The 25,574-nt window shown below is 33.7% G+C and carries 25 protein-coding genes; 14 read left to right on the forward strand and 11 right to left on the reverse strand.

Annotated features, from left to right (window positions below; translation table 11 throughout):
* Positions 1-25: 25 nt before the first annotated feature.
* On the reverse strand, positions 26-439 hold the full coding sequence (locus ACNO7W_RS03675) for a hypothetical protein (RefSeq protein WP_417937068.1): 414 nt from the start codon (positions 437-439) through the stop codon (positions 26-28).
* 232 nt (positions 440-671) lie between these two features.
* Here ACNO7W_RS03675 and ACNO7W_RS03680 point away from each other — a divergent pair, with 232 nt between their 5' ends.
* Positions 672-2,486 carry a hypothetical protein gene (locus ACNO7W_RS03680; RefSeq protein WP_417937069.1) on the forward strand — a complete coding sequence of 605 codons (1,815 nt, stop codon included), beginning with the start codon at positions 672-674 and terminating at the stop codon, positions 2,484-2,486.
* 106 nt (positions 2,487-2,592) lie between these two features.
* Here ACNO7W_RS03680 and nadB read toward each other — a convergent pair whose 3' ends face one another.
* From nadB to ACNO7W_RS03695, 3 genes are all read right to left on the reverse strand, one after another.
* Positions 2,593-4,131 carry an L-aspartate oxidase gene (nadB, locus tag ACNO7W_RS03685; protein WP_417937070.1) on the reverse strand — a complete coding sequence of 513 codons (1,539 nt, stop codon included), beginning with the start codon at positions 4,129-4,131 and terminating at the stop codon, positions 2,593-2,595.
* A complete protein-coding gene (nadA, locus tag ACNO7W_RS03690) occupies positions 4,131-5,060 on the reverse strand; it encodes a quinolinate synthase NadA (RefSeq protein ID WP_143386166.1) in 930 nt (309 codons plus the stop codon). Before nadA ends, nadB begins: the two co-directional genes overlap by 1 nt.
* A 176-nt stretch (positions 5,061-5,236) precedes the next feature.
* Positions 5,237-6,496, reverse strand: a complete 1,260-nt coding sequence (locus ACNO7W_RS03695; protein ID WP_417937071.1) for a pyridoxal phosphate-dependent decarboxylase family protein — start codon at positions 6,494-6,496, stop codon at positions 5,237-5,239.
* 308 nt (positions 6,497-6,804) lie between these two features.
* Between ACNO7W_RS03695 and ACNO7W_RS03700 the strand changes: the two genes are divergently transcribed.
* Together ACNO7W_RS03700 and ACNO7W_RS03705 are read left to right on the forward strand one after the other, a co-directional pair.
* Positions 6,805-7,272 carry an N-acetyltransferase gene (locus tag ACNO7W_RS03700; protein WP_417937072.1) on the forward strand — a complete coding sequence of 156 codons (468 nt, stop codon included), beginning with the start codon at positions 6,805-6,807 and terminating at the stop codon, positions 7,270-7,272.
* A complete protein-coding gene (locus tag ACNO7W_RS03705) occupies positions 7,269-7,793 on the forward strand; it encodes a hypothetical protein (protein ID WP_417937073.1) in 525 nt (174 codons plus the stop codon). Before ACNO7W_RS03700 ends, ACNO7W_RS03705 begins: the two co-directional genes overlap by 4 nt.
* 137 nt (positions 7,794-7,930) lie before the next feature.
* Here the strand turns inward: ACNO7W_RS03705 and ACNO7W_RS03710 are convergent, their stop codons facing one another.
* Entirely contained in the window at positions 7,931-8,365 is a 435-nt protein-coding gene (locus ACNO7W_RS03710; protein ID WP_417937074.1) for an RrF2 family transcriptional regulator, read from the reverse strand.
* Positions 8,366-8,594: 229 nt separating this feature from the next.
* Between ACNO7W_RS03710 and ACNO7W_RS03715 the strand changes: the two genes are divergently transcribed.
* Positions 8,595-9,065, forward strand: coding sequence for a hypothetical protein (locus ACNO7W_RS03715; protein WP_417937075.1), 471 nt, complete (start codon positions 8,595-8,597; stop codon positions 9,063-9,065).
* Positions 9,066-9,320, forward strand: coding sequence for a hypothetical protein (locus tag ACNO7W_RS03720; protein WP_417937076.1), 255 nt, complete (start codon positions 9,066-9,068; stop codon positions 9,318-9,320).
* Between the two features lie 96 nt (positions 9,321-9,416).
* On the opposite strand, the gene ACNO7W_RS03725 is transcribed toward ACNO7W_RS03720, so the two are convergent.
* Positions 9,417-9,980, reverse strand: a complete 564-nt coding sequence (locus ACNO7W_RS03725; protein ID WP_417937077.1) for a murein L,D-transpeptidase catalytic domain-containing protein — start codon at positions 9,978-9,980, stop codon at positions 9,417-9,419.
* Between the two features lie 409 nt (positions 9,981-10,389).
* Between ACNO7W_RS03725 and ACNO7W_RS03730 the strand changes: the two genes are divergently transcribed.
* The 4 genes from ACNO7W_RS03730 (at position 10,390) to ACNO7W_RS03745 (ending at position 13,857) form a co-directional block, all read left to right on the forward strand.
* Positions 10,390-10,764: a hypothetical protein gene (locus ACNO7W_RS03730; protein ID WP_417937078.1), complete on the forward strand. Its 375-nt coding sequence runs from the start codon at positions 10,390-10,392 to the stop codon at positions 10,762-10,764.
* Between the two features lie 112 nt (positions 10,765-10,876).
* Entirely contained in the window at positions 10,877-11,674 is a 798-nt protein-coding gene (locus tag ACNO7W_RS03735) for an MbnP family protein (protein ID WP_417937079.1), read from the forward strand.
* A 169-nt stretch (positions 11,675-11,843) separates the two neighbouring features.
* Positions 11,844-12,881, forward strand: coding sequence for a cytochrome-c peroxidase (locus ACNO7W_RS03740; RefSeq protein WP_417937080.1), 1,038 nt, complete (start codon positions 11,844-11,846; stop codon positions 12,879-12,881).
* Positions 12,882-12,885: 4 nt separating this feature from the next.
* Complete coding sequence (locus ACNO7W_RS03745; protein ID WP_417937081.1) at positions 12,886-13,857, forward strand: transporter; 972 nt, start codon at positions 12,886-12,888, stop codon at positions 13,855-13,857.
* A gap of 31 nt (positions 13,858-13,888) precedes the next feature.
* Here ACNO7W_RS03745 and ACNO7W_RS03750 read toward each other — a convergent pair whose 3' ends face one another.
* The 3 genes from ACNO7W_RS03750 to lysS form a co-directional block, all read right to left on the reverse strand.
* Complete coding sequence (locus tag ACNO7W_RS03750) at positions 13,889-14,200, reverse strand: type II toxin-antitoxin system RelE/ParE family toxin (protein ID WP_143386171.1); 312 nt, start codon at positions 14,198-14,200, stop codon at positions 13,889-13,891.
* Positions 14,182-14,418, reverse strand: a complete 237-nt coding sequence (locus ACNO7W_RS03755; protein WP_143386172.1) for a hypothetical protein — start codon at positions 14,416-14,418, stop codon at positions 14,182-14,184. The genes ACNO7W_RS03750 and ACNO7W_RS03755 overlap by 19 nt, the downstream gene beginning before the upstream one ends.
* Before the next feature lie 111 nt (positions 14,419-14,529).
* On the reverse strand, positions 14,530-16,239 hold the full coding sequence (lysS, locus tag ACNO7W_RS03760; protein WP_417937082.1) for a lysine--tRNA ligase: 1,710 nt from the start codon (positions 16,237-16,239) through the stop codon (positions 14,530-14,532).
* 206 nt (positions 16,240-16,445) lie between these two features.
* Between lysS and ACNO7W_RS03765 the strand changes: the two genes are divergently transcribed.
* Together ACNO7W_RS03765 and lipB are read left to right on the forward strand one after the other, a co-directional pair.
* Positions 16,446-17,192 (forward strand): hypothetical protein, encoded by a 747-nt coding sequence (locus ACNO7W_RS03765; protein ID WP_417937083.1) that lies wholly within the window; start codon positions 16,446-16,448, stop codon positions 17,190-17,192.
* Positions 17,193-17,424: 232 nt separating this feature from the next.
* A complete protein-coding gene (gene lipB, locus ACNO7W_RS03770) occupies positions 17,425-18,123 on the forward strand; it encodes a lipoyl(octanoyl) transferase LipB (protein ID WP_417937084.1) in 699 nt (232 codons plus the stop codon).
* A gap of 522 nt (positions 18,124-18,645) precedes the next feature.
* Here the strand turns inward: lipB and ACNO7W_RS03775 are convergent.
* The gene (locus tag ACNO7W_RS03775; RefSeq protein WP_417937085.1) at positions 18,646-19,305 is read right to left on the reverse strand and encodes a ribonuclease HII; all 660 of its coding nucleotides are present in this window, start codon (positions 19,303-19,305) and stop codon (positions 18,646-18,648) included.
* A 176-nt stretch (positions 19,306-19,481) separates the two neighbouring features.
* On the opposite strand from ACNO7W_RS03775, the gene ACNO7W_RS03780 reads away from it, so the two are divergent.
* Both ACNO7W_RS03780 and ACNO7W_RS03785 read left to right on the forward strand, forming a co-directional pair.
* The gene (locus ACNO7W_RS03780) at positions 19,482-21,440 is read left to right on the forward strand and encodes a putative porin (protein ID WP_417937086.1); all 1,959 of its coding nucleotides are present in this window, start codon (positions 19,482-19,484) and stop codon (positions 21,438-21,440) included.
* A 218-nt stretch (positions 21,441-21,658) separates the two neighbouring features.
* Positions 21,659-23,020: a pyridoxal-phosphate dependent enzyme gene (locus tag ACNO7W_RS03785; protein ID WP_417937087.1), complete on the forward strand. Its 1,362-nt coding sequence runs from the start codon at positions 21,659-21,661 to the stop codon at positions 23,018-23,020.
* A 127-nt stretch (positions 23,021-23,147) separates the two neighbouring features.
* Here ACNO7W_RS03785 and ACNO7W_RS03790 read toward each other — a convergent pair whose 3' ends face one another.
* Positions 23,148-23,384 (reverse strand): helix-turn-helix domain-containing protein, encoded by a 237-nt coding sequence (locus ACNO7W_RS03790; protein WP_417937088.1) that lies wholly within the window; start codon positions 23,382-23,384, stop codon positions 23,148-23,150.
* Positions 23,385-23,485: 101 nt separating this feature from the next.
* Here ACNO7W_RS03790 and ACNO7W_RS03795 point away from each other — a divergent pair, with 101 nt between their 5' ends.
* A complete protein-coding gene (locus ACNO7W_RS03795) occupies positions 23,486-25,567 on the forward strand; it encodes a DNA methyltransferase (protein ID WP_417937089.1) in 2,082 nt (693 codons plus the stop codon).
* The last annotated feature ends 7 nt before the right edge of the window (positions 25,568-25,574 follow it).

The following is a 25,574-nucleotide window of genomic DNA, read 5'->3' on the forward strand; positions in this document are numbered from 1 at the left end:
TCTGCTGCTTTTCCATCTTTATGCATCATTCTTTTTTCATTCCGTGATGTCTTTTCGCTTTCATCTCATCCCATTTTTTATATTGTTCTGGAGTAAGAATTTTTTTCATTCTTTCTTTCATAACAATTTGTTCGTCTAGCATTTTGCTTTTTTTAGCAAAAAGTTCGTCTGAAGTAAGTTTTTTAACCGAATCTTTATTTGCTTTTCTCTCCGCCATTCGAGCCTCTTTTTTGGTACTTTGTTCAGCAATAATTTTACTCATTTCTTTCTGTTGGGAGGCATTCAGATCCAATTCTAAAGTCATTTTTTTTAAATGCAACTGGTTTCTTTGTTCGGGAGTTAATTGCTCCATTTCAGATCTTTCCGGTCTTCCTTTTCTTTCTTGTGCAAAGCTTGTCATTCCAACAATTAATAATGCGGCGATAAATAATTTTTTCATTTGTATTGTTTTTAAGTTATGGTTATAAGACAATGAAAGGAATCAAAAGTTTGACCGTTAACAAAAGATTATCGTTTGCATAATGAAAAGAGATTCATTGTTAGGCTATCCAAAAGGATTATTATTATTATTATTATTATCTAGTGCAGTAATTTATAGCGCATGATATTTATCAGTTTTTATACCGTTTTGTTTACCGACTTTTGTGGTTTATTTATTAAATCATTTAGGCATGACAACAATTAAACCACTTCATACATTTCACATTCCCGTTATGGGACTTGCATATACGATTGATAGTCCAATAAGAGTAGCGAAGTATGGAATATCTTCCGTAATTTCAATTATGGATGATGAACTCATCGAAAAAATGAATGTTTTTTACAGCAAGAAATTCGATCTTCCTTATCAGGAAATTACTCAAAAAATACATGATTATCGCACGGAACGTATTACTTCCTATTTAAATTTGGTCGACAAAATCGTAAAAGAAAAATTCGAAAATTTTAAAATCGAATTATCCGAAAGCAAATTGGCATTGGAAAATTATATTGCCATGCTTCCGAACAAATCGGAGATTAAATTAGGCTTACAAAATTTATTGGAAGACGGCTTTGCTTTTAAAGAAAACATCAAAAATTATCTTGAAAACAACCTTTCTCCAGGCGCTATCGATGTGAACATTATGACCAAACTCGATAAGGATAATTTTATTAAAGACGAACAATTACCAATTGCTTTCAATGATGCACATGCCGCTCTTCGCGGTTTTGTCAATAGCACTTTAGAATCATCAGTAGTTTTATCGGCTGGGATGAATCCAAGATTATACAGTTATTTTGAAAATTTTTCGGCTTTCTTCCCGGATTTCAATAACACACTGAAAAAGAAAATTACACTTAAAGTAAGCGATTTCCGTTCGGCTATGATTCAAGGAAATTTTTTAGCCAAAAAAGGGCTTTGGGTTTCTGAATATAGAATCGAATCCGGATTAAATTGTGGCGGACATGCTTTTGCTACCGATGGTTATTTGTTGGGACCAATTTTAGAAGAATTCAAACAGAAAAAAGAGCAATTGATTCAATCTGCTCATGATTTGATGGTGAAAGCTCTGGGGCAAAAGGAATTACATGTTCCGCAACAACCATTGGGTTTAAAAATTACCGTGCAAGGCGGTGTAGGAACTGCCGAAGAACACGATTTTCTATTGGACTATTATAAGGTTGATTCTGTGGGTTGGGGTTCTCCATTTTTATTGGTTCCTGAAGCTACTTCGGTAGATAAACACACCAGAGCATTATTGGCTGGAGCCAAAGAAGAAGATTTGTATCTGAGTCATATTTCGCCGTTGGGAATTCCTTTCAATACTTTGCGAGGAACGACTAACGAAATTCTCAAGCAAAAACGTATTCAGGAAAATAAAGCGGGAAGTTCTTGTCCAAAACGATTTTTGGCATTAAGCAAAGAATACGATGCAAAAGGAATTTGTACGTCTTCTAAAAAATACCAAGACCTAAAACTAGAGGAGTTATTGCAACAAAAAGATATTTTATCTGCTGAAATTTTCGAAAAAAAGAAAAACAGTATTACTGAAAAAGCCTGCCTTTGCGTGGGTTTAGCCAATGCTTCTTATCTTGAAAATGATATTAAAATTAAAGGACAGGCTCAGGGTGTAATCATTTGCCCCGGACCCAATATGGCCTATTTTGATCAGGAAGTTTCCCTTTCTAAAATGGTACAGCATATTTATGGAAACGCGTCAGTGTTAACGGTTACGGATCGTCCGAATCTATTTGTAAAAGAATTGAAAATGTATCTTGATTATTTGAAAAATGAAATCACAGCAGTTTCTGATGAGATTACAGCTGCACAAATAAAAAAATGGCATTCATTTAAAAATAATTTGCTACAAGGAATTGGATATTATGAAGATTTATTTTCATCAACTCCTTTTTTCGAAAGCACTAAAAAGGAGATTCAAAGTCAATTTAATTTCTATAAAACGGAACTAATTGAGATTGAAATTCCGGAATTGGTTTTAGTTTAATACAAAATCGGCTTGAAGTTTTTTTAAGCCGATTTTTTTATTTTAGTTGTGCGAAATGTTTTTTTGAGAATGAAAAGGTACTATTTTTTGTGCTTTAAAAAATAATTTAGTTGCTTCCGGTAGCTTTAACTTTCATAAAACCGCCACGATTTTCTTTCCTTTCAATGGATTGCTGAACAATTAAATTTCCAATTGTAATCATGTTAAGCAATTCGTAAAACGCAACACTAATTTGATGGGTTTTACCGATTTCTTCCATTTCATTTTGCCAATGCAAAAGCTGTTCTTTGGCTTTGGGTAAATCCGAATCATAGCGCACAATACCCGCATTCTGACGCATCAAAAGCTGTAATTCTGTTTTCATTTTAGCTAAATAATCCGAATTAATTTCAGGCTTTTCAACTGATTCCCAATTCGAAATAATTCCATTGAATTGACTGTTTCCAATAGAAATATTTGCCAAATAATTATAAATCTTGTCCGAATATACGAGCGCTTCCAATAATGAATTTGATGCTAATCGGTTGGCACCATGCAATCCTGTTTGAGAACATTCCCCACAAGCAAATAAATTGGCTACAGTTGTTTTCCCATTTTTGTCCACCATAATTCCGCCACAAAGATAATGCTGTGCAGGAATTACGGGAATCCAGTCTTTTGCAATATCAATTCCAATGCTTTTGCAACGTTCATAAATCATGGGGAAATGTTTTATAAAAATGTCTAAATCCAAATGAGTACAGTCCAGATAAACGCAATCGTCACCTGATTTTTTTAGTTCCAAATCAATGCTTTGCGAAACAATATCTCTGGAAGCCAGTTCGCCTCTGCTATCATAATCCAGCATAAAACGATGTCCTTTCTTGGTGCGTAAATAAGCTCCAAAACCTCGAACTGCCTCTGAAATTAAAAATTTAGATCCTGCAGAAGAATCATATAAAGCGGTAGGATGAAATTGGATGAATTCCATGTCTTTTATGGAGGCATTCGCACGAAAAGCCATGGCAATTCCATCTCCGGTAGCAATTACAGGATTGGTCGTGTGACCGTAAAGATGTCCAATTCCACCAGTGGCTAATACCGTAAAATCAGATTTAAAAGTAATAATTTCTTTTGTTTTTTCATCCAATGCATAGGCACCAAAACAAAAATTATTTTGGGTTATTAAGTCAAGTGCAAAATGATGGTCCAGAACGGTAATATTCTCTTTTTGATGAACCTGCGCTAAAATAGCACGTTCAATTTCATGACCGGTTTGGTCTTTATGATGCACCACCCTGTTTTGGGAATGGCCGCCTTCTTTACCCAAATCGAAATTACCTTTGGTGTTTTTATCGAATTTGGCACCCCATTCGATTAGTTCTTTTAATCGTTTTGGACCTTCGGTAACGACCATTTCAACGACTGACGAATCACATAAACCATCTCCGCAAATTAGGGTGTCGTCAATGTGTTTTTTATAGGAATCTTCGGTTTTGTCTGTGACTATGGCAATCCCGCCCTGAGCATATTTTGTATTGGATTCATCTTCGTTCGACTTGGTAATTATCGTGATTTTTCTGTTGGGAAATCGATCTGCTATTTTTATGGCAAAAGTCAATCCTGCCACGCCAGAACCGATGATTAGATAATTGGTTTTAATCATTATTTTGATAATTCAAGCATTCTTTCAATAGGAATTAACGCTTTTTTTCTAATGTTTTCAGGGACATCAATTTCCGGACTTTCTCGAAGCAAGCAATCATAAACCTTTTGAAGTGTATTCATTTTCATATAACCGCATTCGCTGCAAGCGCAAGTATTATCATCTTTAGCAGGAGCCGGAATTAATATTTTATGAGGCACTTCCTGTTGCATTTTGTGCAAAATTCCTGCTTCAGTAGCGACAATAAATTTATTGTTCGGATTTGTTTTTACATACTCAATCATTCCGGCTGTTGAACCAATATAGCTTGCCGTTTGTAGAATATGCGTTTCCGATTCGGGATGCGCAATAATTTTTGCATCAGGGTATTGCTTGTGTACTTCAATTAATTTATCCAATGAAAAAGCTTCATGAACCACACAAGAGCCGTCCCAAAGTAGCATGTCTCTGCCTGTTTCGCTGATGATGTATTTTCCTAAGTTCTTATCCGGTGCAAAAATAATGGGCGTTTCTTTAGGAATGGATTCCACAATTTTCAAAGCATTCGATGAGGTACAGACAATATCGCTCAATGCTTTAATTTCGGCAGAACAGTTTACATAGGTAATAACAATATGATCGGGATGTTCATCAGTAAATTTCTTGAACAAATCCGGCGGACAGGATTCGGCAAGTGAGCAGCCAGCTTTCAAATCGGGAAGGATTACTTTTTTGGTTGGGTTTAAAATCTTTGCCGTTTCGGCCATAAAATGCACGCCTGCAAAAAGAATAATATCGGCATCCACTTTCATGGCTTCTTGTGACAATCCTAAACTGTCACCCACATAATCAGCAATATCCTGAATGTCGGCTTCTTGGTAATAATGTGCTAAAATAACCGCATTTTTCTCCTTTTTCAATTCCAATATGCGCTCTTTAAGACTTTTCATTTTTAGTAATTTTATTTATTCTATAGATTTGGCAAATTTAGTAAATAATCCTTCAAGTACCCACATTTACTAAATTCCAATAAGCTCTATTTTGGAAGTTTGCATTAGTATTAATAATCTATTTAATAGCGTAATAATTTGCAACATTCCTATTCAAAATGCGGATTTGTGTTGAATTATACTTTAATAGTTTCAATATTTTTCTGAATTGTAGCTTTCAAGTCAGTTATAAAAGTCATCAAATGGTCTATTTCAACATGATCCATAATTACAATTTTATACCATTGATTATTTTCGTCGTGTTTTTGAGGAACTAAATCGAATTTTTTTACTAATTCTTGGTTGATATTTTGCGCTTCAATGGTTACGATATTCATAAAAGGTTCCCTGAAATAATTCACATTTAAAGCCTCTAATTGTTCGCACAACCATTCCGTTCTCATTTGTAAAATGCGAATTTTTTCGCACCATCCAAAAGGCCCATACGTAAATAAGATCATCCAAACGGCTACGGCATTTGCACCTGAACGGCTTCCGCAGAGTGTCAAATCCATTCCTTCGACATATTCGGCTTCTTTAGTCAAAACATTTTCAATTAATCCCTCTCTGCAAATAAACACACCCGTTCCGTAAGGTGCCTGAAGCATTTTGTGTGCATCGATGGTTATTGAACTGATCTTTTGATTTTCAAAATTAATAGCGCTTGCTTTATTGCTAAATGGATATACAAAACCGCCATAAGCGGCATCGATATGTAATTTGTATTTTAAGTCGTGTTTTTCGAGGATTTGAATATAATCCTCCGGATTGTCTACTGCGCCAAACATAGTGGTTCCCATATTAGAAACTACAATAAAATATTTTTTTTCTCGTTTTTTTGCATTGATAATGATGTTTTCAAGCGAGAATGCATCAATATTACGGGTTTCAAAATCAACAGGAATTTTTAACCAATCCAGCATCAGTAAATTGGCCGCTTTGGGAATGGAATAATGGGTATCTTCTGAAGCAATAATGACTATTTCTGTTGGTTTTGCATTTAATTTATTCACAAAATAATTACGATACATCCAAATTGCCTGAATGTTTGCCTCGGTGCCACCGGTAGCAATATATCCATCAAAAGAATTGGGTTCTGCTTTAAAAACATCAACGGCAAGCACATTTAAAACCTCGCGCTCAATTTCTTGTGTTCCTCTAAAAGCTTTTTCAGAATCGCCAAAAGTATGGCAGCCAATATGATTGGGATTGGCAACATAGGTTTGCAAAATTGGCGCATCCTTTAAAAAGGGAGCTTCATCATTAAATACTTTTCCGTCTAACTTGGATGCAGGATATCCTAAAGAGGTATCGTAAGAAAAATTTACATTTTCACTTAATGCTTTTTGAATGCGAATTTGTCTTTCTTTTGGGGTGATTTTTTTCCAGAATTGCATGATTATAAATTTTATCAAATTTACATTCTAAAAGCAGCAGAAAATATGATAAATGTTAGGTTTTGTTTTAAAGAAAAATATGCTTTTGCCACCGATGGTTATTTGCTGGGTTCAATTCAGGAAGATTCAAACATAAACATCCCCGCAAACATTGTTCATCAAAATTCAATTCAAAATGGCACATACTATAGGTATGAAGGAAATTCAACGTATTTCACTAATCATAACACCTTAATGGTATATTTCATAAATTTACAAAAAAAGTAAATTATTTGCATAAATTGTAAATTTTTATTGTATATTAGCATATGCAAAAAATTACTCATTTAGAAAGTTCTGTACAAAAAAATGTTGTTATAGAATTGGTGGCAGAAGAGGATTTTAAAGTAATTACAAAAGCAAAATATTTTTTTAATTGGAAACAAGAAAAAGAAAATATAGTTTTTAAGTTAAGAATTGAAGATGCTGATGAAATATTAGGTTTAATGTCACTTAAACACTTTCAACATGAAGAAAGATTTGAAATAAAGTTGTTGGCGGTATCTAAAGAGAATAGAGGGAAAGATAAAAAGTATGATGGAATAACTGAAAATTTAATTGCATTTGCTTGTCGTGAAGCTGTTAAGCTGCATGCTGAAAGCGCATGTGTTTCATTGTTTCCCAAAACAAAATTGAAGATGCATTATGTGGAAAAATATGGAATGCAAGACGCTGGAAGACAAGTGTTTTTAGGAGGCATTTCGTTGTACAGATTATTAGAAAAAAATGAGATATGAAAACAGACAAATTAAATAAAAAGTATACGCCAGAAGAACAAGCAGAAGCATTTGTTTTTAGAACTAAACTTACTGATAAACAAATTCAGGAAGCTGCAAATGAATTACAGTTAGCTCGTAAAAAAGCTAAAGAACAACTAAATGAAAATCAAATATTGTACGCTAGAGTTAAACAATTACGATTTTTAATGGAAGATTATGCTAAATCAAATAGTTATAATCAAGATTTTTCTTTTGCATATTTTTTAAGAAAGTATATTAGATTAAACTATAAAATAAATAAAAATTTTGCGAAAGATATTCAGTTGCCTGAAACTGAATTAAGTTCAATTTTAAATAAAGGTCGTACTCCGAGTAAAAAAACCATTGTCAGATTGGAATTACATTCAAATAATACAATACCAGCGATAAGTTGGTATAAACTATTAGAAAAACAAAAGGAACATGAATTGCAAACTGACAAAGAGATAAGAGAAAAGGAAAGTAAACACGTGAAAAATCGTTTAGTATTTAATATTTAATGGACTCACATTTTTTCGTAATAATGGTCGGTTGCCACTAACTTGTTTATACACGCCATTAAATCGCGCCAATCTACCCAAAATCAGTAGATTACGCCATAAATGCTTATATTCTGTATATATAAGATTACTTTGTATTAATACCTCAAAAAAGTATCTCCGGATTTAATCCCGAGAGCCAATTCTTCGAGATTCGTGTTTTCAAGCATGGCCGCTAATTCATTTCGAATCGATTTGAATTTATCGTGAACCGGACAGGGGTGTTCTTCGGAACATTGATTTAGTCCGAGTCCGCAACCGGTAAAAACCCGGTCTCCGTCTATTGCCGTTACAATTTGGGCAAGCTTTATTTGGCTCAAGGTCTCTTTGGGGATTTCAAAACCACCACCGACTCCTTTGATGGAATGGATGATATTATTTTTGGATAATATTTGTAAAATCTTTGCCGTAAAAGCTTCGGGAGAATCTATTTTTTTGGCAATATCTCTTAACCCTACTCTGGTGTTTTGATAAGATTGTGAGGCTATAAAAATAGTGGCTCGGATTCCGTATTCACAGGTTTTAGAAAACATAGTTGGTTTTTTACAAATTTATTGAAAATAGTTTATTCTCTGATAATTACTTTGATTGTTTATTACTTGAGTCAATTGTAAAAATAGTTGAAAGAAAATAACGGAGAAGGATTGTTTTTCCAATTAGGGTGATTGCAACTTAAAGAGCTGTTTGTCATGTTTATAAAACTAAACTCCTCCAAAACGGATAAAAGAACCAAAAAACCCATACACCACCAATTATAAATCGATGCAATATGCATGGTATCATACCCAGTTTAGCAAATTAAATTTGAGTTTGGTATTGTTAAATACCGGATATGAATTTGAAAAAACCATTGGCAATTTAGAAATAGATTACAAACAAACCTTTGGTACTTATCTTTCTGTGAAGGAAAAAAAATGGGAAACTAATTTTGGGGCTTATGGACAAACAGGAAAAAGTACCGATAAAAAGGTGAGCGCATGGTATGCAGGAGCTTTCCTTGGTTATGCGGTCACCAATACATTCAAAGCTGGATTAGGATATGAATATCTTTCGGGTAAAAACCAAAACGACAGCAGTTCTGATATAAAATCGTTTAGCCCGATTTTTGGAACTAATCATGGTTTTAATGGTTTCATGGATTATTTTTATGTAGGAAATCATCAAAATAGTGTTGGATTGCAAGATGCTTATTTGAAGTTAAATTATACTTCTAATAAATGGCAATTTACCTGAATGCCACATGTTTTTAATGCGCCAAATACCGTTTTGGATGCTTCCAATAAAAAAATGGATAGCTATTTAGGAACAGAAATAGATTTCACCGCCAGTTACAACATTCAGAAAGATATTGTTGCTTCAGCGGGATACTCTCAAATGGTTGGTTCATCAACATTAGAAAGACTAAAAAATGTTACTGATGCCGCAAATGCCAATAATTGGGTTTGGGTTATGGTTTCTTTTAGTCCGAGAATATTTAGTTTAAAATGAAACTCCTTTATATTGGTTAAAAAAAGTTTTTTAGGTTGTTTGTTCTTTAGATTTTGAAAGAAGTGGAGTAATGGTTGTCGGTCATAGTAGTACTTTTTAATAGTAAATTTCTAAAATGATTTTGCTTTTTGAATTGTCAATTAGTTTTTCAATTCTTTTATAAAAGTCTGCATTTATCATTGGACAGCCAAAACTTTTACATATTGGTTTATCTTGTTCTTCATAAGGTACTTTATCGTATTTATGAAGAACAATATTTCTGATAAAAGCATTATTGTTGGTTTTGTCTAATCCGTATAATTTGTAAGCTTTGCCGAAGTTACCTGTATAACTATTTCCGATGTAGTATTTGCCTAATGATGTACAAAGGGATTGGTTTATATTACTGAATTTTAGTTGGCCTTGAATTGGAGTCTCTGAGCCAAAACCGTGAGCAACTAAACCTTGGTCAATTATTTTGTTGTTTTTTAAGTCATAAACAAAGAATCTGTTTTTTCCGGACATAATTTTCATGTCAATAAGAAAAGCGATTTCATTATTATAGTTAGAATTATTAGTAATGAATTTCTTAATAACACCAGCTCGGCTCAAAAGTTTTTCTTCTGTTGAATCATCTGATACAGAAATTACGGAAGATTTATTTTTAGTATTTTTTGACAAAATTTTGATACTAAAAAATAATACCCCCATTGAGATTAAAACGAAAATTAATTTTCTCATTTCAGTGTTCTTAGATATAGGTTTTTTGTCTTTTAGTAGGACTGCCGGAAACTCAGATACAAATGTCCATCCAAAGAGGATGAATTTGCATAAAATGTCAAGACTATTATTGTACAAAAATAAGCTTTTATTTTTTACCGTGTTGGTGTTCAGTGTATTATTAACAAATGAAAAGAAATAAGTTATATATGAATTCTATTAAATATGGAAATCAAAGATTGGAATGTGCATTTGCCCTCGGTAATCATAAAAAAATCAGGTGTGTTTAAAAATAAATTCTAAAAATATTCTTTTATAACTGTTGCGTTTAATCTCTTTAGAATCTGAAAAATATATTTACTTTTGTCCCATGAAAAAAATCATATTCATAATCGTACTAATCATGCTTGTAAAACCAGTACTTCCGGTTTTAGAATACGTGGTGAATTATGAATATATTTCAAAAGTACTTTGTATCAATAAAGACAAACCCAAAATGCAATGTAACGGGAAATGTCATTTGATGAAAGAATTGGCTAAAGCTTCCGATGCCGATAAACCAGTTTCTTCAGATAAAAAAGTTACCGCTCAAGTACTTGAAGTATTGTTTTTTGAAGAAATCCAATCTTTCAAAATCACACCGGTTTGTTTTGGCACTAAAGAAAAAATAAACCCGGTCTATTCAAATTTATATTCTCATTTGAATTTATATTCTATTTTTCATCCGCCGATTTCTATTTCTTAAATTTTAGTTGAAACACTTTTTGCGTTTACTTTTCATTTGACAAATGTCAATTGAAACCGTTTGTACGCGCAATTATTTCAAAACAAACAATAAGAAATATACAATCATATAAATGAAAAATTTACTGAATAAAGCAATAGCAATTATTGCATTAAGCGCTGTGTTTGCAGGCTGTACGAATAATGATGAGGTGATCTCGGGAACTGGAAACTTAGGGGTTGAATTCGATAATTCTTTTGGGTCAAATGACCTGATTTTAAGCACGCAAGCCAACACGACTTCCAATAACGAAGTATTGAAAATCAATACAGTTAAATACATTATCAGCAACATCGTCTTGACAAAAGAGGATGGAACTACTTTTACCTATCCAAAAAGCGAAAGCTATTTTATCGTTGATGAAGCTACTGAAGCCAGTCATTTACTGGAATTAACTAATGTTCCTGCGGCAAATTATGCCAAAGTAAAATTTGGAATAGGAGTTGACAAAGCGCAATGGGAATTGGGCGCAACGGGTCAGGGAAATTTCCTGGCTACAGCTCAAGCTGCCGATATGTTGTGGAGTTGGTCTGCGGGGTATAAATTCCTTGCTTTCGAAGGTACATTTACGTCCCCAACAGTGGCTAACAGTACATCATTTATGGTTCATACAGGGCAAACGGGAACAAATTATAACTATACCGAAGTAACACTTGATTTGCCAACAAAAGCGATGGTGCGAACTACTATTGCTCCGGAAATTCATGTTGTAGCTGATGTGTCTAAAATTATTGACGGAACAAACAAAATCAAACTTTCGGATAATAACATGGGCGGAATGGGAGCCATGATTATGGGCGGTACAAATTTGCCTTTAATCACAGCAAACCTTAACGGAATGTTTACGGTAGCTCACGTTCATAACGATTAATTCGTGTTGAATTAGAAGCTATTTCCTGCTATACATTGCAAGTCCTCGCTAAAAAATGTGATTTTCTAAGCTGGAAAAAGAGCTTCCTTTGGTCGCTTTTTTCCAGCAAGAAAAACTACATTTTTCTGCTGCGGGCTTTCCATTGCTATCAGGGCTAAAAAACGTGAAGATGTACAAATTAATCTTGGTATTTCTCTTTTTGACTTTGCTGTCCAGTTGTTCGGATCAAGACGATGTTTATGTCAATAAACCGTTAGATTTCGAAGTGCCGTCTAATTTTCCGGATTTGGCATACAATATTACGCTCAATCCGCCAACAGAGAAAGGATTTGAACTGGGTAAAAAACTATTTTACGACGGAAGATTATCTTCGGATGGTCTTATTTCTTGCGGTTTTTGTCACATTCAGGAAAATGCATTTACACATCATGGACATACTTTCAGCCACGGCGTGGGTGATAATATAGGAACCAGAAATACGCCTTCGATTCAAAATCTAGGCTACCAAACGGCATTTATGTATGATGGTGCAACAACACATCTGGATTTGCAACCTATTATTCCATTGTCAAGTGCGATTGAAATGAATGGCAATCTGACGACAATTGTTGCCATGATGAAAGCGGATAAAACCTATCAAAGGCTTTTTCAGCAAGCGTTTACAGATGGAGCCATAAATACCGAAAATATGCTGAAAGCACTTTCTCAATTTATGTTGATGGTGACTTCATCTGATTCCAAATTTGATAAATACCGACGTAATGAAACGGGCGGTACTTTAACTTCGGAGGAATTAGTTGGTTATGTGCTTTTCAATGCTAAATGTGCTTCGTGTCACGCCACGGATTTGATGACTGATAATTCCTATCGAAATAACGGCTTAGCCGTCAATCCGCAGATAAATGATGTGGGAAGATTTCGGGTGACGCAATTGGAAACAGATTATTATAAATTCAAAGTGCCCAGTTTGCGAAATGTTGAAAAAACGGCTCCTTACATGCACGATGGAAGATTCGGGACATTAGAATCCGTTTTGAATCATTATGCTTCAGGAGTTGTAAGTTTTGCAACTTTAGACCCGATTCTAAATCAAAACGGAAATTTAGGAATTCCGCTTTCTGATACTGAAAAAACACAATTAATTGCCTTCCTAAACGCATTAACCGATAATCAATATCTCACAGATAAACGATTCTCAGAATATTAAAACCATGAAAAATAAAATTTTAATTATTGTTTTAGTTCTTTTTGTAAACCAGTTTGTTGCTGCCAAAATAGAAAAAGACAGCATTTCGAGATTTACCTTCCAGAAAATGCAATTGCTCGAAGATTTCGAAGATGATTGTGATGCCTGTGGCTGTTCAGCCAGTGGAGGTAGTATGGGATTTAGTTCCATGCTAAATAATAACTTTGTAGGCTTGCGCTATTTCAATCAAAGTTATACCAGCAGAGACGGAATTTTCGCTAACTCGCCGTGGGTAGATGAAAATTTCAATACGGTCCAAATTTGGACTAAAATTCCAATTACAGAAAAAATCCAGATTTCGGCATTGGTTCCCTATCACTTTCATAATCGGGAACGTTCCACCGGGACAGAAAACATTAAAGGAATCGGCGATATCTCTGTTATGGCGATGTACTCCGTGTATCAAACGCATAAAGACAGCACGGTTTTTACCCATAAACTGCAATTGGGCGGAGGAGTAAAAGTACCAACAGGAAAATTTGATGAAGCCAACAATACAGGAAGTGTCAACCAGAGTTTCCAAGTGGGAACAGGCAGTTGGGATTATCTTTTGGTATCGGAATATGTTATTAAAAAGAAAAATTTAGGATTAAGTACGATGCTGAATTATACTTTCAAAACAGAAAATCAAAAGAAATATCAATTTGGAAATCAATTTAATTATGGCAGTACGCTGTTTTATCTTTTTGATTTACCTGTTGTGAAATTGGTTCCGCAATTGGGTTTAGCTGGTGAAGTCTATGAATCCAATAAACAATATGGAGAAAAATTACCGGATACTTCGGGAGATATTCTTTTCAGTAAATTTGGGATTGAAGCCGGAAAAGGGGACTTTTCCATCGGTGTCAATGCGATGCTTCCCATCAATCAACATTTATCCAATTCAAAAATCGAAGCCAATTACCGTTGGAGTGTCAATTTGAATTATACTTTATAACAACAAAAAAGGAGCTTCGAAGCTCCTTTTTTTATGATTTTTTTAGAAGTTGCAAAAGCTTCTTCGGATTTTGTCGATTATCCCAAAATGCAACAACAATCAAATCTTTTTTGGTTGTTTTATAAAAAATATTATAATGGCCCAAAGTTGAAGTTCTTATGTCAATGAGGTTTGTGGTAATATAGATTTCAGGATTTTTGATTAGAAACTGGACTCTTTCTAAAATTTCATAAATCAATTTTTTAGAATAAGTAGAAGATTTATTTCGTTTGGTCCAATAACTCAATATTTTTCTTCTTTGACGAACAGCTGTATCTGTCCAAACTACAGTTTTGATAACCATTCTAAATCTTCTTTGTCAAGTTGTTCCTGTGAAATAACTCTTCCTGCTTTTATGTCTTCTTCGCTCATTTCTAATATTTCTATTTCAGCTTCAGAAAGAATGTATGATGTCTCGGCAGGAATACTTTTTAAAAGTTTTTGAATTTTTTTGAGTAAACTGATATCCTCGACCTCTTTTAGTTTGTCAAATATTTCCAATTTTATTTCTAAAGTGCTCATGGCATGGTGATTTTGAATAACAAAGTTATGGAATTTTTAGATCAGATTAAATGAAAACAAAAAAATCTGCCCGAAAGAGCAGATTTATATTTAATAAATGGATTGATAATACTATCCCGCTAATTCCACAATTTTATGATCATCAACTAAAGCGACTTTCACTAAGCCATGTTTTGCCAAACCTTTCATCGCAGCATCCCATTTCTTTCCGCTCAAATCCGATTTTACTTTCAATAGTCCCAAATCCATTTTGCTGTCATTGGTTTTTAAAAGATCAAGGATTAATTTCTCTTCGTCTAACAATTCAATTTGAACTTGTTTTTTCTCTGGTCGCATTTGTGGGAACAATAATACTTCTTGAATAGAAGCATTATTAGTCAGGAACATCATCAAACGGTCCATTCCAATCCCTAATCCAGAAGTTGGCGGCATTCCGTATTCTAAAGCTCTAAGGAAATCTTCATCGATTATTCCAGTGGCTTCATCATCCCCTTTTTCAGACAATCTCATTTGCTCTTCAAAACGTTCTCTTTGGTCAATTGGGTCATTCAATTCAGAATAAGCATTTGCTACTTCTTTACCGCAAACCATTAATTCAAAACGTTCTGTCAATTCCGGATTGTCACGGTGTTGTTTACAAAGTGGCGACATTTCTTTTGGATAATCCGTGATGAATGTTGGCTGAATATAATTTCCTTCGCATTTAGCGCCAAAAATCTCATCAATCAATTTCCCTTTACCCATTGTGGCATCCACATCAATTCCCATTCCTCTTGCAGCTTCAAACAGTTCCGCTTCATTTTTACCTGAAATATCAAAACCAGTAAAATGTTTGATAGAATCTGTCATCGTAACTCTTGCATAAGGCGCTTTGAAGTTCACGGTATGCTCTCCAAAAGTCGCTTCTGAAGTTCCGTTTACACCAATGGCGCAATGTTCCAACAAGTTTTCGGTGAATTTCATCATCCAATTGTAGTCTTTGTAGGCTACATATATTTCCATGGCAGTAAATTCCGGGTTGTGTGTACGGTCCATTCCTTCGTTACGGAAGTTTTTCGAAAACTCATAAACACCATCAAAACCACCAACAATCAGTCTTTTTAAGTACAATTCATTTGCAATACGCATGTATAAAGGCATATCAAGCGAGTTGTGGTGCGTGATAAAAGGACGCGCTGCTGCTCCACCAGGAATCGGTTGTAAAACAGGGGTTTCAACCTCAAGATATCCTTTATCATTAAAGAAACTACGCATCGCATTGAACAATTTAGTTCTTTTGATAAAAGTCTCTTTCACATGGTCGTTCACGGTTAAATCCACGTAACGACGACGGTATCTTTGTTCTGGATCAGCAAAAGCATCGTGTGTTTTTCCGTCAGCATCCGTTTTTACCACAGGAAGCGGTTTCAAGGCTTTTGCCAAGACCGTCAATCCATACACATGAACTGAGATTTCACCTACTTGTGTTTTGAAAACCGTTCCGCGAACCCCAATAAAATCGCCAATATCCAATAGTTTTTTGAAAACTACATTGTACATCGTTTTTTCCTCATCAGTCGAAATATCATCTCTCGAAACATAGATTTGAATACGTCCTTCAGCATCTTTCAATTCTGCAAATGACGCTTTCCCCATGATACGCTTCCCCATCAAACGTCCTGCTAAAACAACTTCCTTTCCTTCGTACTTTTCGAAATCGGCTAGGATTTCGCTGGAATAAGCGGTTGTGATAAATTCGGCTGCTGGATAAGGCTCAATGCCTAAATTGCGTAATTCGGTAAGTGCTTCTCTACGTAATATTTCTTGTTCGGATAATGCCATTATATTCTGATTTTAAGAGCGCAAAGATACTGTATAAGTAGCAAAGTAGCAAAGTGCTAAAGGTTTTTTGGAGCTATTTCCAGCTTTCCGTTATAATCTTTTTATTTTTAAAGAAAAAATAAAAAGGATTTCCACTACAATCTGGGCTAGGAATTGTAGTTATTATTTTACATTTGGTAAAAAATAACGATTCAAAATCATAAAAATTGAAAAATAAAATTTGCGCTTTTTTGCTTTTAGGGCTACTCGTTACAAGTTGCCAAATTACCGAAACCACCCATTTAAACCAGGACGGAACGGGAAAAATAGAAACCGAATCACTTCGCGATGAACACAGTTATATGCAATTAGCGGGAGAAAATTATTCCAAAGAAGAAAAATTCGAGGATACAACTTACGTTTTCAAGGATTTTATAACGAAATATTCGGAGACTTTTTCGAAACTTCCAGCATCCGAAAAAGCTATTTTTCAAAAATATGCAACCGTAAACGTTCACATCAAGAAAAGTTCCTATGAGAAAGAATTTCGAACAAAAATCAATCAAAACTTTGATAAAATTTCAGCAGTTCCGGATTTATACAAAACCCAGGAATATGCGGATGATTTAGAACATAATTATGCCTTAACTGCCGAAGAACATTATTATAGTGTGAGTTATGCTTTTGACGGAAGTCTTTTTAATAGAACAGTGAAAATTACAAATCCAGTTGAATTAAAAAAACAACAGGATAAAATTTCAGAATTGAAAACCCGAGGAGCCAATTTTAAAATTAGCCAGCCCTATGTTTTAAAATATCATTTTCCTCGAAAAATAAAATCAGTTTCGAATGCAAATGCAAAAATAAGCGAAGACAAAAAAGCATTAGAATTGCAATTCCTTTTATCGGATTGTTTACAAAATCCAGAAAGCACAAATTTAGAGGTGATTTTGGGACCAGAAGAAGTCGATTAAAAATGCTAATCCTGCGAGGTTTTTTCAAACCTTGTAGGTATCGCTTTTAGCGCAATGATAAAAATAGAAATTAGTTATAGACGAAGACTAGTTATTCATGATTTATAAGTAACATACCTACAAGGTTTGAAAAAAAACCTTGCAGGAAAAAACAGTAAACTCAAAACTTTGTACCTTTGCCAATCAAAAATAAGGGAACGAAATAGGATTGCTTCGTTCCTCGCAATGACAAATGAACAAAACCATCCAACTTCAAGATTTAGGAACTAAAGATTACAAGGAAACTTGGGAATACCAAGAAGAATTGTTCAAAGGAATAGTCGATTTAAAAATTAGAAATCGCAGAGAAGAACTCGACCTTCCGACTCCCAATTATTTTCTTTTTGTAGAACATCCTCATGTGTATACTTTGGGTAAAAGTGGTGATTTAAGTAATTTATTATTATCCGAAAAACAATTGGAAGCCAAAGGAGCTACTTTCTACAAAATAAATCGTGGTGGCGATATTACCTATCACGGACCCGGACAAATTGTGGGTTATCCAATTATTGACTTAGAAAATTTCTTTACTGATATTCATAAATATCTCCGTTTTCTGGAAGAAGCCATTATTCTTACCCTTCAAGAATATGGAATTACTTGTGGCAGAAGCGAAGGCGAAACAGGAGTTTGGTTAGGCGCTGGAACTCCATTTGCAAGAAAAATTTGTGCTATGGGCGTTCGAGCTTCCCGTTGGGTTACCATGCATGGATTTGCTTTAAACGTAAATGCTGATTTAGGTTATTTTGACAATATTATTCCGTGTGGAATTCGCGGTAAAGCGGTAACTTCATTAAATGTAGAACTCGGAGTTGAAAGAGTAAACGAAGTAGAAGTGAAAGAAAAAATCCTACGTCATTTTGCTGATTTATTTGAATCTAAATTTGAATAAAAAACTAAAGACACACCCCCAGCCCCTCTCAAGAGGGGAGTTAGGAGTGCGTAAAAGGAATGTTTTGCTAAACGACATCTGATGAATTTTAAAATGCATGAAATAAAAAGAATTATAAGAACGTCTCGGATTTTGTATGAAAATCAAAGGTTTCATGATAGCAGGGTCGAATTCCCCTCTTGAGAGGGTTAGGGGTGCGTAAAAGGAATGTTTTGCTAAACGACATCTGATGAATTTTAAAAATACATCAAATAAAAAGAATTAATAAGAACGTTTTGAATTTGTTATGAAAACCAAAGGTTTCATGATAGCAGGGCCGAATTCCCCTCAAGAGAGGACTTAGGAGTGCGTAAAAGGAATGTTTTGCTAAACGACATCTGATGAATTCTAAAAATACATCAAATAAAAGAATTATAAGAACGTCTCGGATTTTGTATGAAAACCAAAAGTTTCATGATAGCAGGGTCGAATTCCCCTCTTGAGAGGGGTTAGGGGTGTGTTTTAATGTTGCCTCAAATAAATCTAAATATCCAATTTCAACTGCTCCGGTAACAATCGAAACGTCATTCTGTGATATTTCGTAATCCCATATTTTCGGATTGCTTCACGATGTTCTTTGGTCGGATAGCCTTTATTTTGTTTCCAATTGTACATCGGGAATTCTTCATGAATCCGGTTCATATAATCATCTCGATACGTTTTTGCTAATACTGAGGCGGCCGCAATACTCATAAATTTAGAATCTCCTTTTACGATACTAGTGTTTGGAATAGAATTAAGAATTTCGAGTTCAGCATCAGTAAAAATTTTTCCTCCACGGTTTTTTATCCCTCTTTTGTGGATTAGTGGCGCATTTCCATCCACAATAATATATTCGGGTCTTGGATGGAGTTTTAGAATACTTTCCTGCATCGCTTTTATAGACGCATTCAGAATGTTAATCTCATCAATTACCAAAGGTTCAAGATGTGTTACCGCAAATGAAATAGCCTGTTGCTCAATAATGGGTCTTAATTTTTCTCTGGTTTTTTCTGATAATTGCTTGCTGTCGTTCAGGATTACGTTTTCAAAATCGAATGGTAATATTACAGCAGCTGCAGTAACAGGACCGGCAAGACAGCCACGACCTGCTTCATCAGTTCCGCTTTCGAGAATAATTTTCGAAAAATTGTTTTCGAGCATATAGTATTGTTTTGAAGAAACAAATATTATAAAATTTTCTCTGTAAAAAACCGTTATATTTCTATTTGTTATAACAATCCTATAAAATGCTGTGTTTTTTTATTTATATGTTTTTATAAATTACCTTTGCTTGATTAAAATTGTAAAAATAATTAGCCTAATTATACCCTTTTCAAATGAGAATTTTCTTTTTTTTTATTTTTATATCATTCTCCAGTTTACTATTTTCTCAGGAAAAGAACAGTAAAAATTTAGATTCCAATAGTAAATACAACAGTTCGGATTCAATAAGCAAAAAACAACAACCAGTTGCTACCATAGATATGTATCGGGTGATTACTTTGGATCGGGATACGACTTATATTGATACTTCGCTTACCATACAAAAAGAATACAGTCATAATTATTTACGAAAAGACATTTTTGGACTTTTGCCTTTTCCAAATGACGGACAAACGTACAATACGTTGCAATATAGTTTAACTGATTTTTCGCCTTTACCAGAATTCGGTTTCAAAGCAAAGCATTTTAATTTTTTGGAGGCAAACCAAATACGATACAGCTCTGTAGCAACTCCTGTTACCGAATTGTATTTTAAAACCACCATACAAAAAGGACAATCGACAGATGCATTTATTACTTTAAATACTTCTGAAAACCTTAATTTTTCTATAGCCTACAGGGGATTGCGTTCTCAGGGAGAATATTTAAATCAATTGTCAAGTACAGGAAATTTTAGGTTTACCGTAAGTTATAATACTAAAAACAAACGTTATTATTCTAATTCACATTTCACGTCTCAGGACATTTTAAATCAGGAAAACGGTGGAATTACAACAATTAGTGATTTTGAAAATGAAGACCCAAAGTACAATAACAGGCAACGATTTGAGGTCTATTTTTTAAATGCTAAATCATTTCTGAAAGGAAAGAGAGTATTTGTTGATCACAATTTTAGAATCAATGCGAATAAGGGGGCTAATAATTTATATGTAACGCATCAATTTAATTACGAAAACAAGTTTTTTGAATACAATCAGACGACAGTTCCGTCAACTGTAGGAGGAACGATAGTGTACAGATTTGGGGATTCTTTTAAAGATAGTGGAATCAATGACCAAACCCATTACAATAAAATGTACAATAAAGTAGGGCTAATTTATGAGAATACAACCTTAGGGAAATTTCAATTTTTTGTGGATGATTTCAGATCTAATTACTACTACAATCAGATATTAATTTTTGATGATAAAACAGTTCCTAGCTCTTTAAGCCAAAACATAAATAATGTGGGAGGACAATATGAGTACCAAAAAAACAAGTGGAATGGAAAATTCTTGTATTCAAGATCGATTACCAATCAATCCCTATCAAATTTGGACGCCAAAGTGAAATATGATTTTAATGATGAAACGGAATTGTCATTTCAATATCAAAACATAAATAAGTTGCCTAATAATAATTACAATCTCTATCAAAGCAGCTATGTCCAGTACAACTGGTCAAATGATTTTAAGAATGAAAAAATAAACTCAATTAGCGCCAATGCTATCACACCATGGGTTAATGCGTCATTACAGGTTTCTGTCCTAAATGATCATTTGTATTTTAATGATATTTCAACTGATGCGCAGATATTGGCACGTACCCAGATTGTTGCGCCAACGCAATATGAGAACACGATAAATTACTTGTCGGTTAAAGTTAGCAAAGAATTAAAATTTGGGAGATTTGCATTAGATAATACCGTTTTATATCAAAAAGTAGATCAACAGGATAACATCATAAATGTGCCTGCAATTGTGACGAGAAATACCTTTTATTACTCAGGTTATTTTTTCAAAAAGAACGCTTTGTTTTTGCAGACAGGAGTTTCGTTAAATTATTTCACGAAATATTATGCCAATGATTACAATCCGGTGATTGGTGAGTTTTTCGTCCAAAATAAAAAGGAAATTGGAAATCATCCTAATTTTGATTTTTTTATTAATGCAAAGATTCAAAGAACCAGAATTTACCTAAAAGCGGAGCATTTTAATTCGGCCTTATCGGGGAATAATTTCTATTCTTCACCTAATAATCCTTCTCGTGATTTTACAATCCGTTTTGGATTGGTTTGGAATTTCTTCCAATAATTTTCTGGGTATTTTATCGTGTATGTTATATCTTTACTTGCTTGGCAGCAAGCAAGTAAAGGATGCCGCTTTAAATGAAATTCACTGAACTCCCATTGAAATAAAAGTATAGTGAAGTAATCACGAACGCATAATCCAGGAACCAAGATTATTTTGTAACAAAATGCTATCTTTGTGTTGTGATTTATAACAACGAACACTCTTAAATGAATAATAAAATGCACTACGCAGAAAATATATTAGGGACAATAGGCAACACGCCATTAGTAAAACTAAATAAAGTTGTTGCTGGTATAGAGGCTTTGGTACTTGCCAAAGTAGAAACCTTCAATCCGGGAAATTCTGTAAAAGACAGAATGGCCGTTAAAATGATTGAAGATGCCGAAGCTGACGGAAGATTGAAACCAGGAGGAACAATTATCGAAGGAACTTCAGGAAATACAGGAATGGGATTGGCATTAGTAGCCATCATAAAAGGCTACAAACTTATTTGTGTAATTTCGGATAAACAATCCAAAGAAAAAATGGATATTCTTCGTGCGGTAGGTGCAAAAGTGGTGGTTTGTCCAACGGATGTTGAGCCTACTGATCCACGATCCTATTATTCAGTTTCTAAAAGATTGGCTGAAGAAACACCTAATTCCTGGTATGTAAATCAATACGATAACCTATCCAACTCTTTAGCGCATTACGAGCAAACCGGGCCTGAAATTTGGGAACAAACAGGCGGTAAAATCACTCATTTTGTTTCTGGGGTAGGAACTGGAGGGACGATTTCAGGAGTTGGAAAATACTTGAAAGAGAAAAACCCAAATATTAAGATTTGGGGAATCGATACCTATGGTTCTGTGTTTAAAAAGTACCATGAAACAGGGATTTTCGACGAAAATGAAATCTATTCTTATATCACAGAAGGAATTGGCGAAGACATATTACCAAAGAATGTTGATTTTTCTTTGATTGATGGTTTTACAAAAGTAACTGATAAAGATGCAGCGGTTTATACCCGAAAAATTGCACTTGAGGAAGGAATATTTGTTGGGAATTCAGCTGGTGCAGCCGTAAAAGGATTGTTGCAACTCAAAGAACATTTCAAACCAGAAGATGTGGTTGTGGTTTTATTCCATGATTCAGGAAGTCGTTATGTGGGTAAAATGTTCAATGATGATTGGATGCGTGAAAGAGGTTTTCTGGACGAGGAAATCAAAAAAGCCGAAGATGTTATCAAAGATCATATCGACAAACCATTGATTGTAGTTCGTACAGAAGAATTAGTTTCACACGCTATAGAAAGAATGCGTAAATACAAGATTTCTCAAATTCCGGTGATTGACGTCACAGGATTTGTAGGTTCCGTTGATGAAAGTGATTTGTTCCAAAGTTATGTTGCCGATAAAAACGTAGCGGACAGACCCATTAAAGAAATTATGGGAAAACCATTTCCAATGGTAAAATTAGGAACTTCCATAGAAGAAGTTTCTAAATTATTTACCAAAGAAAACGATGCGGTTTTGGTTGAATTAGAGAATGGAAATCACCATATTATTACTAAATATGATATTATTGGGTCGATAAAATAAGGTTAAAATACGAATTTATTTTATACTATACTCCTGCAAGGTTTTTTTTAACCTTGTAGGTTTTTTGTTTTTAGAGAGTTTAGATTTAACTAAAAACTTTTCAATAGCCATAAATTATATTGATGTTTTATTGAGTTTTAAAAAGGTCTTTAACCTCTATTTTAAGGGCTTCAACAATTTTTAACATTGTACTTACTTTCATTTCTTGAGTTCCTTTAATATACTTTCTTAAATTCTCCACATCTAAACCGGCATCATGAGCAACATCTTTTTGTTTAAAATTATTTTGCTTTATGATTTCATTTATTCTATTACCCAAGTCAATAATAGTTTGTGGTACCTCTGTTTTTCTAGTCCTTTTCATATTCCGAAAATTACAAGAGTGAGATTGTTTTTAACTGATTGAAAACAATCGGTTGATTGCGACCGAATATTTAATTATATTTGAAAAATATAATTATTTAAATGAAACTATACGCAATTCTCGAATCTGTTTTAAAATCAGAATCCAACAATATTACCACCACAAAACTATTAGACAATCAAGGGGATTTGATGCTCAATAAAATTCACGATTTAGTAGATAAAACCGATGAAAACTTAATTGGGTTGTTATTAGAAAATCAAGAATTACGAGAAAAATTCTTCTTTAAAATCAAAGATGTTTATGTTTTTAAAACCAATGATTTCAAGTTTTTTTTAGATGAAAATAAAATTGACAATTCTTATACCCAATACGAAAACAGAATTGGATTAACTGCTGGCGGAAAATTTTTGAAAGACTGTGCCGATGTTGTTTTAGATTTTCCATACAAAGATTGCATTCTCGAAGGCGGACAAAGGACCGAAGAAGGCACTGATACTTATTTTGAATACGAGCCAAAAGACGGTCATTACCTTGAAAAACAAGCCAAACGAAAAGAAATATTTTTTAATACCGTTCTTGCCAAAGACGAAATTGACCGATTGCTTGAACCTAAAGCTTTTACCAACATAAAAAAATATACTGCAAATGGAGAAGAAAATATAACTTCTTTTAATAGAGATGAAAATGGCACCATAAAAGACAATCTTATCATTAAAGGAAACAACCTTTTAGCCTTGCATACTTTGAAAAGCGAGTTTGCTGGCAAAGTAAAACTCATTTACATTGACCCTCCATATAATACTGAAAAAGACACTTTTAAATATAATGATAACTTTACTCATAGTACTTGGTTAACATTTATTTATAATAGAATTTCTATTGCAAAAGTTTTATTAAAAGATGATGGTCTAATTTTTATAAGTTGTGATGATAATGAACAATCTTATTTAAAAGTTATATGTGATGAGATTTTTAGGCGTGAAAATTTTATTGCTAATCTTCCTACTGTGATGAATTTAAAGGGGAATAATGACGAATTCGGGTTTGCAGGCACTCACGAATATACTTTGGTTTATGGAATAAATAAAAAAATAGCTAAAATAAATGAATTTGATATAGAAGAAACAGAGCTAGAAAAATGGGATACTGATGACATAGGTTATTTTAAAAAGGGAGCACCACTTCGCGCTACTGGAGATGAAGATAAAAGAGAAGATAGAACAGATATGTTTTATCCTATATTGGTTAAAGAAGATATTGCTTCGACGATAACTGCAGAAGAACATTCTGGAATTTATAATAAAGTAACAAAAGAATTTGAGGATGATTTTTTGAATTCATTAATTTCAAAATACAAAGATTTGGGTTATGATGTAATTCTTCCTTTATCGGATAATGATTACGGTAGATGGCGTTGGGGTTTTTCTGAAAAAAACCGTAAAAGATTAAGTTACGATGTAATAGTATCTAACACAAAGAATGGTATTTCATTATATAAAAAACAAAGACCAGATCTTAACGATTTACCAAGTAAAAAACCAAAATCGTTGTTTTACAAACCTGAATATTCTAGTGGTAATGGAACAGCTCAAATCAAAAAAATTTTCGGCACAAAGATTTTTAAAAACCCAAAGCCTGTTGACTTGATTAAAGACTTTGTTAAGATAGGGAGTGATGATAACGATATTATTTTAGATTTTTTTTCTGGCAGCGGTACAACTGGCGATGCAATTATTCAATTGAATAATGAAACAGATAGCAATAGAGGATTTATTCTTGTGGAACAATTAGATTATGTAGAACAGGTTACTTGCAAAAGAGTATCTAATTCAATTTTCGAAGAAAAAAAAGGTTCATTCGTTTATTTAGAGCTAGCCAAAAACAATCAAAATGCTATTGAACACATTCAGTCTTGCGAAAATTATCAAGATTTAGTTGATTATTTTGATGAAATGAGCAACAAGTATTTCTTGCATTATAATGTAAAATTAAAGGAATTTAGAGAAGTAATTTGTAAAGAAGAAAACTTCAAAAAATTGACATTAGACCAACAAAAAATAATGTTTGTCAAAATGCTTGATTTAAATCAGTTGTATGTCAATGTTTCGGATATGGAAGACAGTCGATATGCTTTGAGCTCGACTGATATTGCTGTGACAAAAGATTTTTATCAAATATAGTAATCAT

The organism is Flavobacterium sp. ZB4R12, assembly GCF_048276375.1.
GTDB classification, from domain to species: Bacteria; Bacteroidota; Bacteroidia; order Flavobacteriales; family Flavobacteriaceae; genus Flavobacterium; species Flavobacterium gawalongense.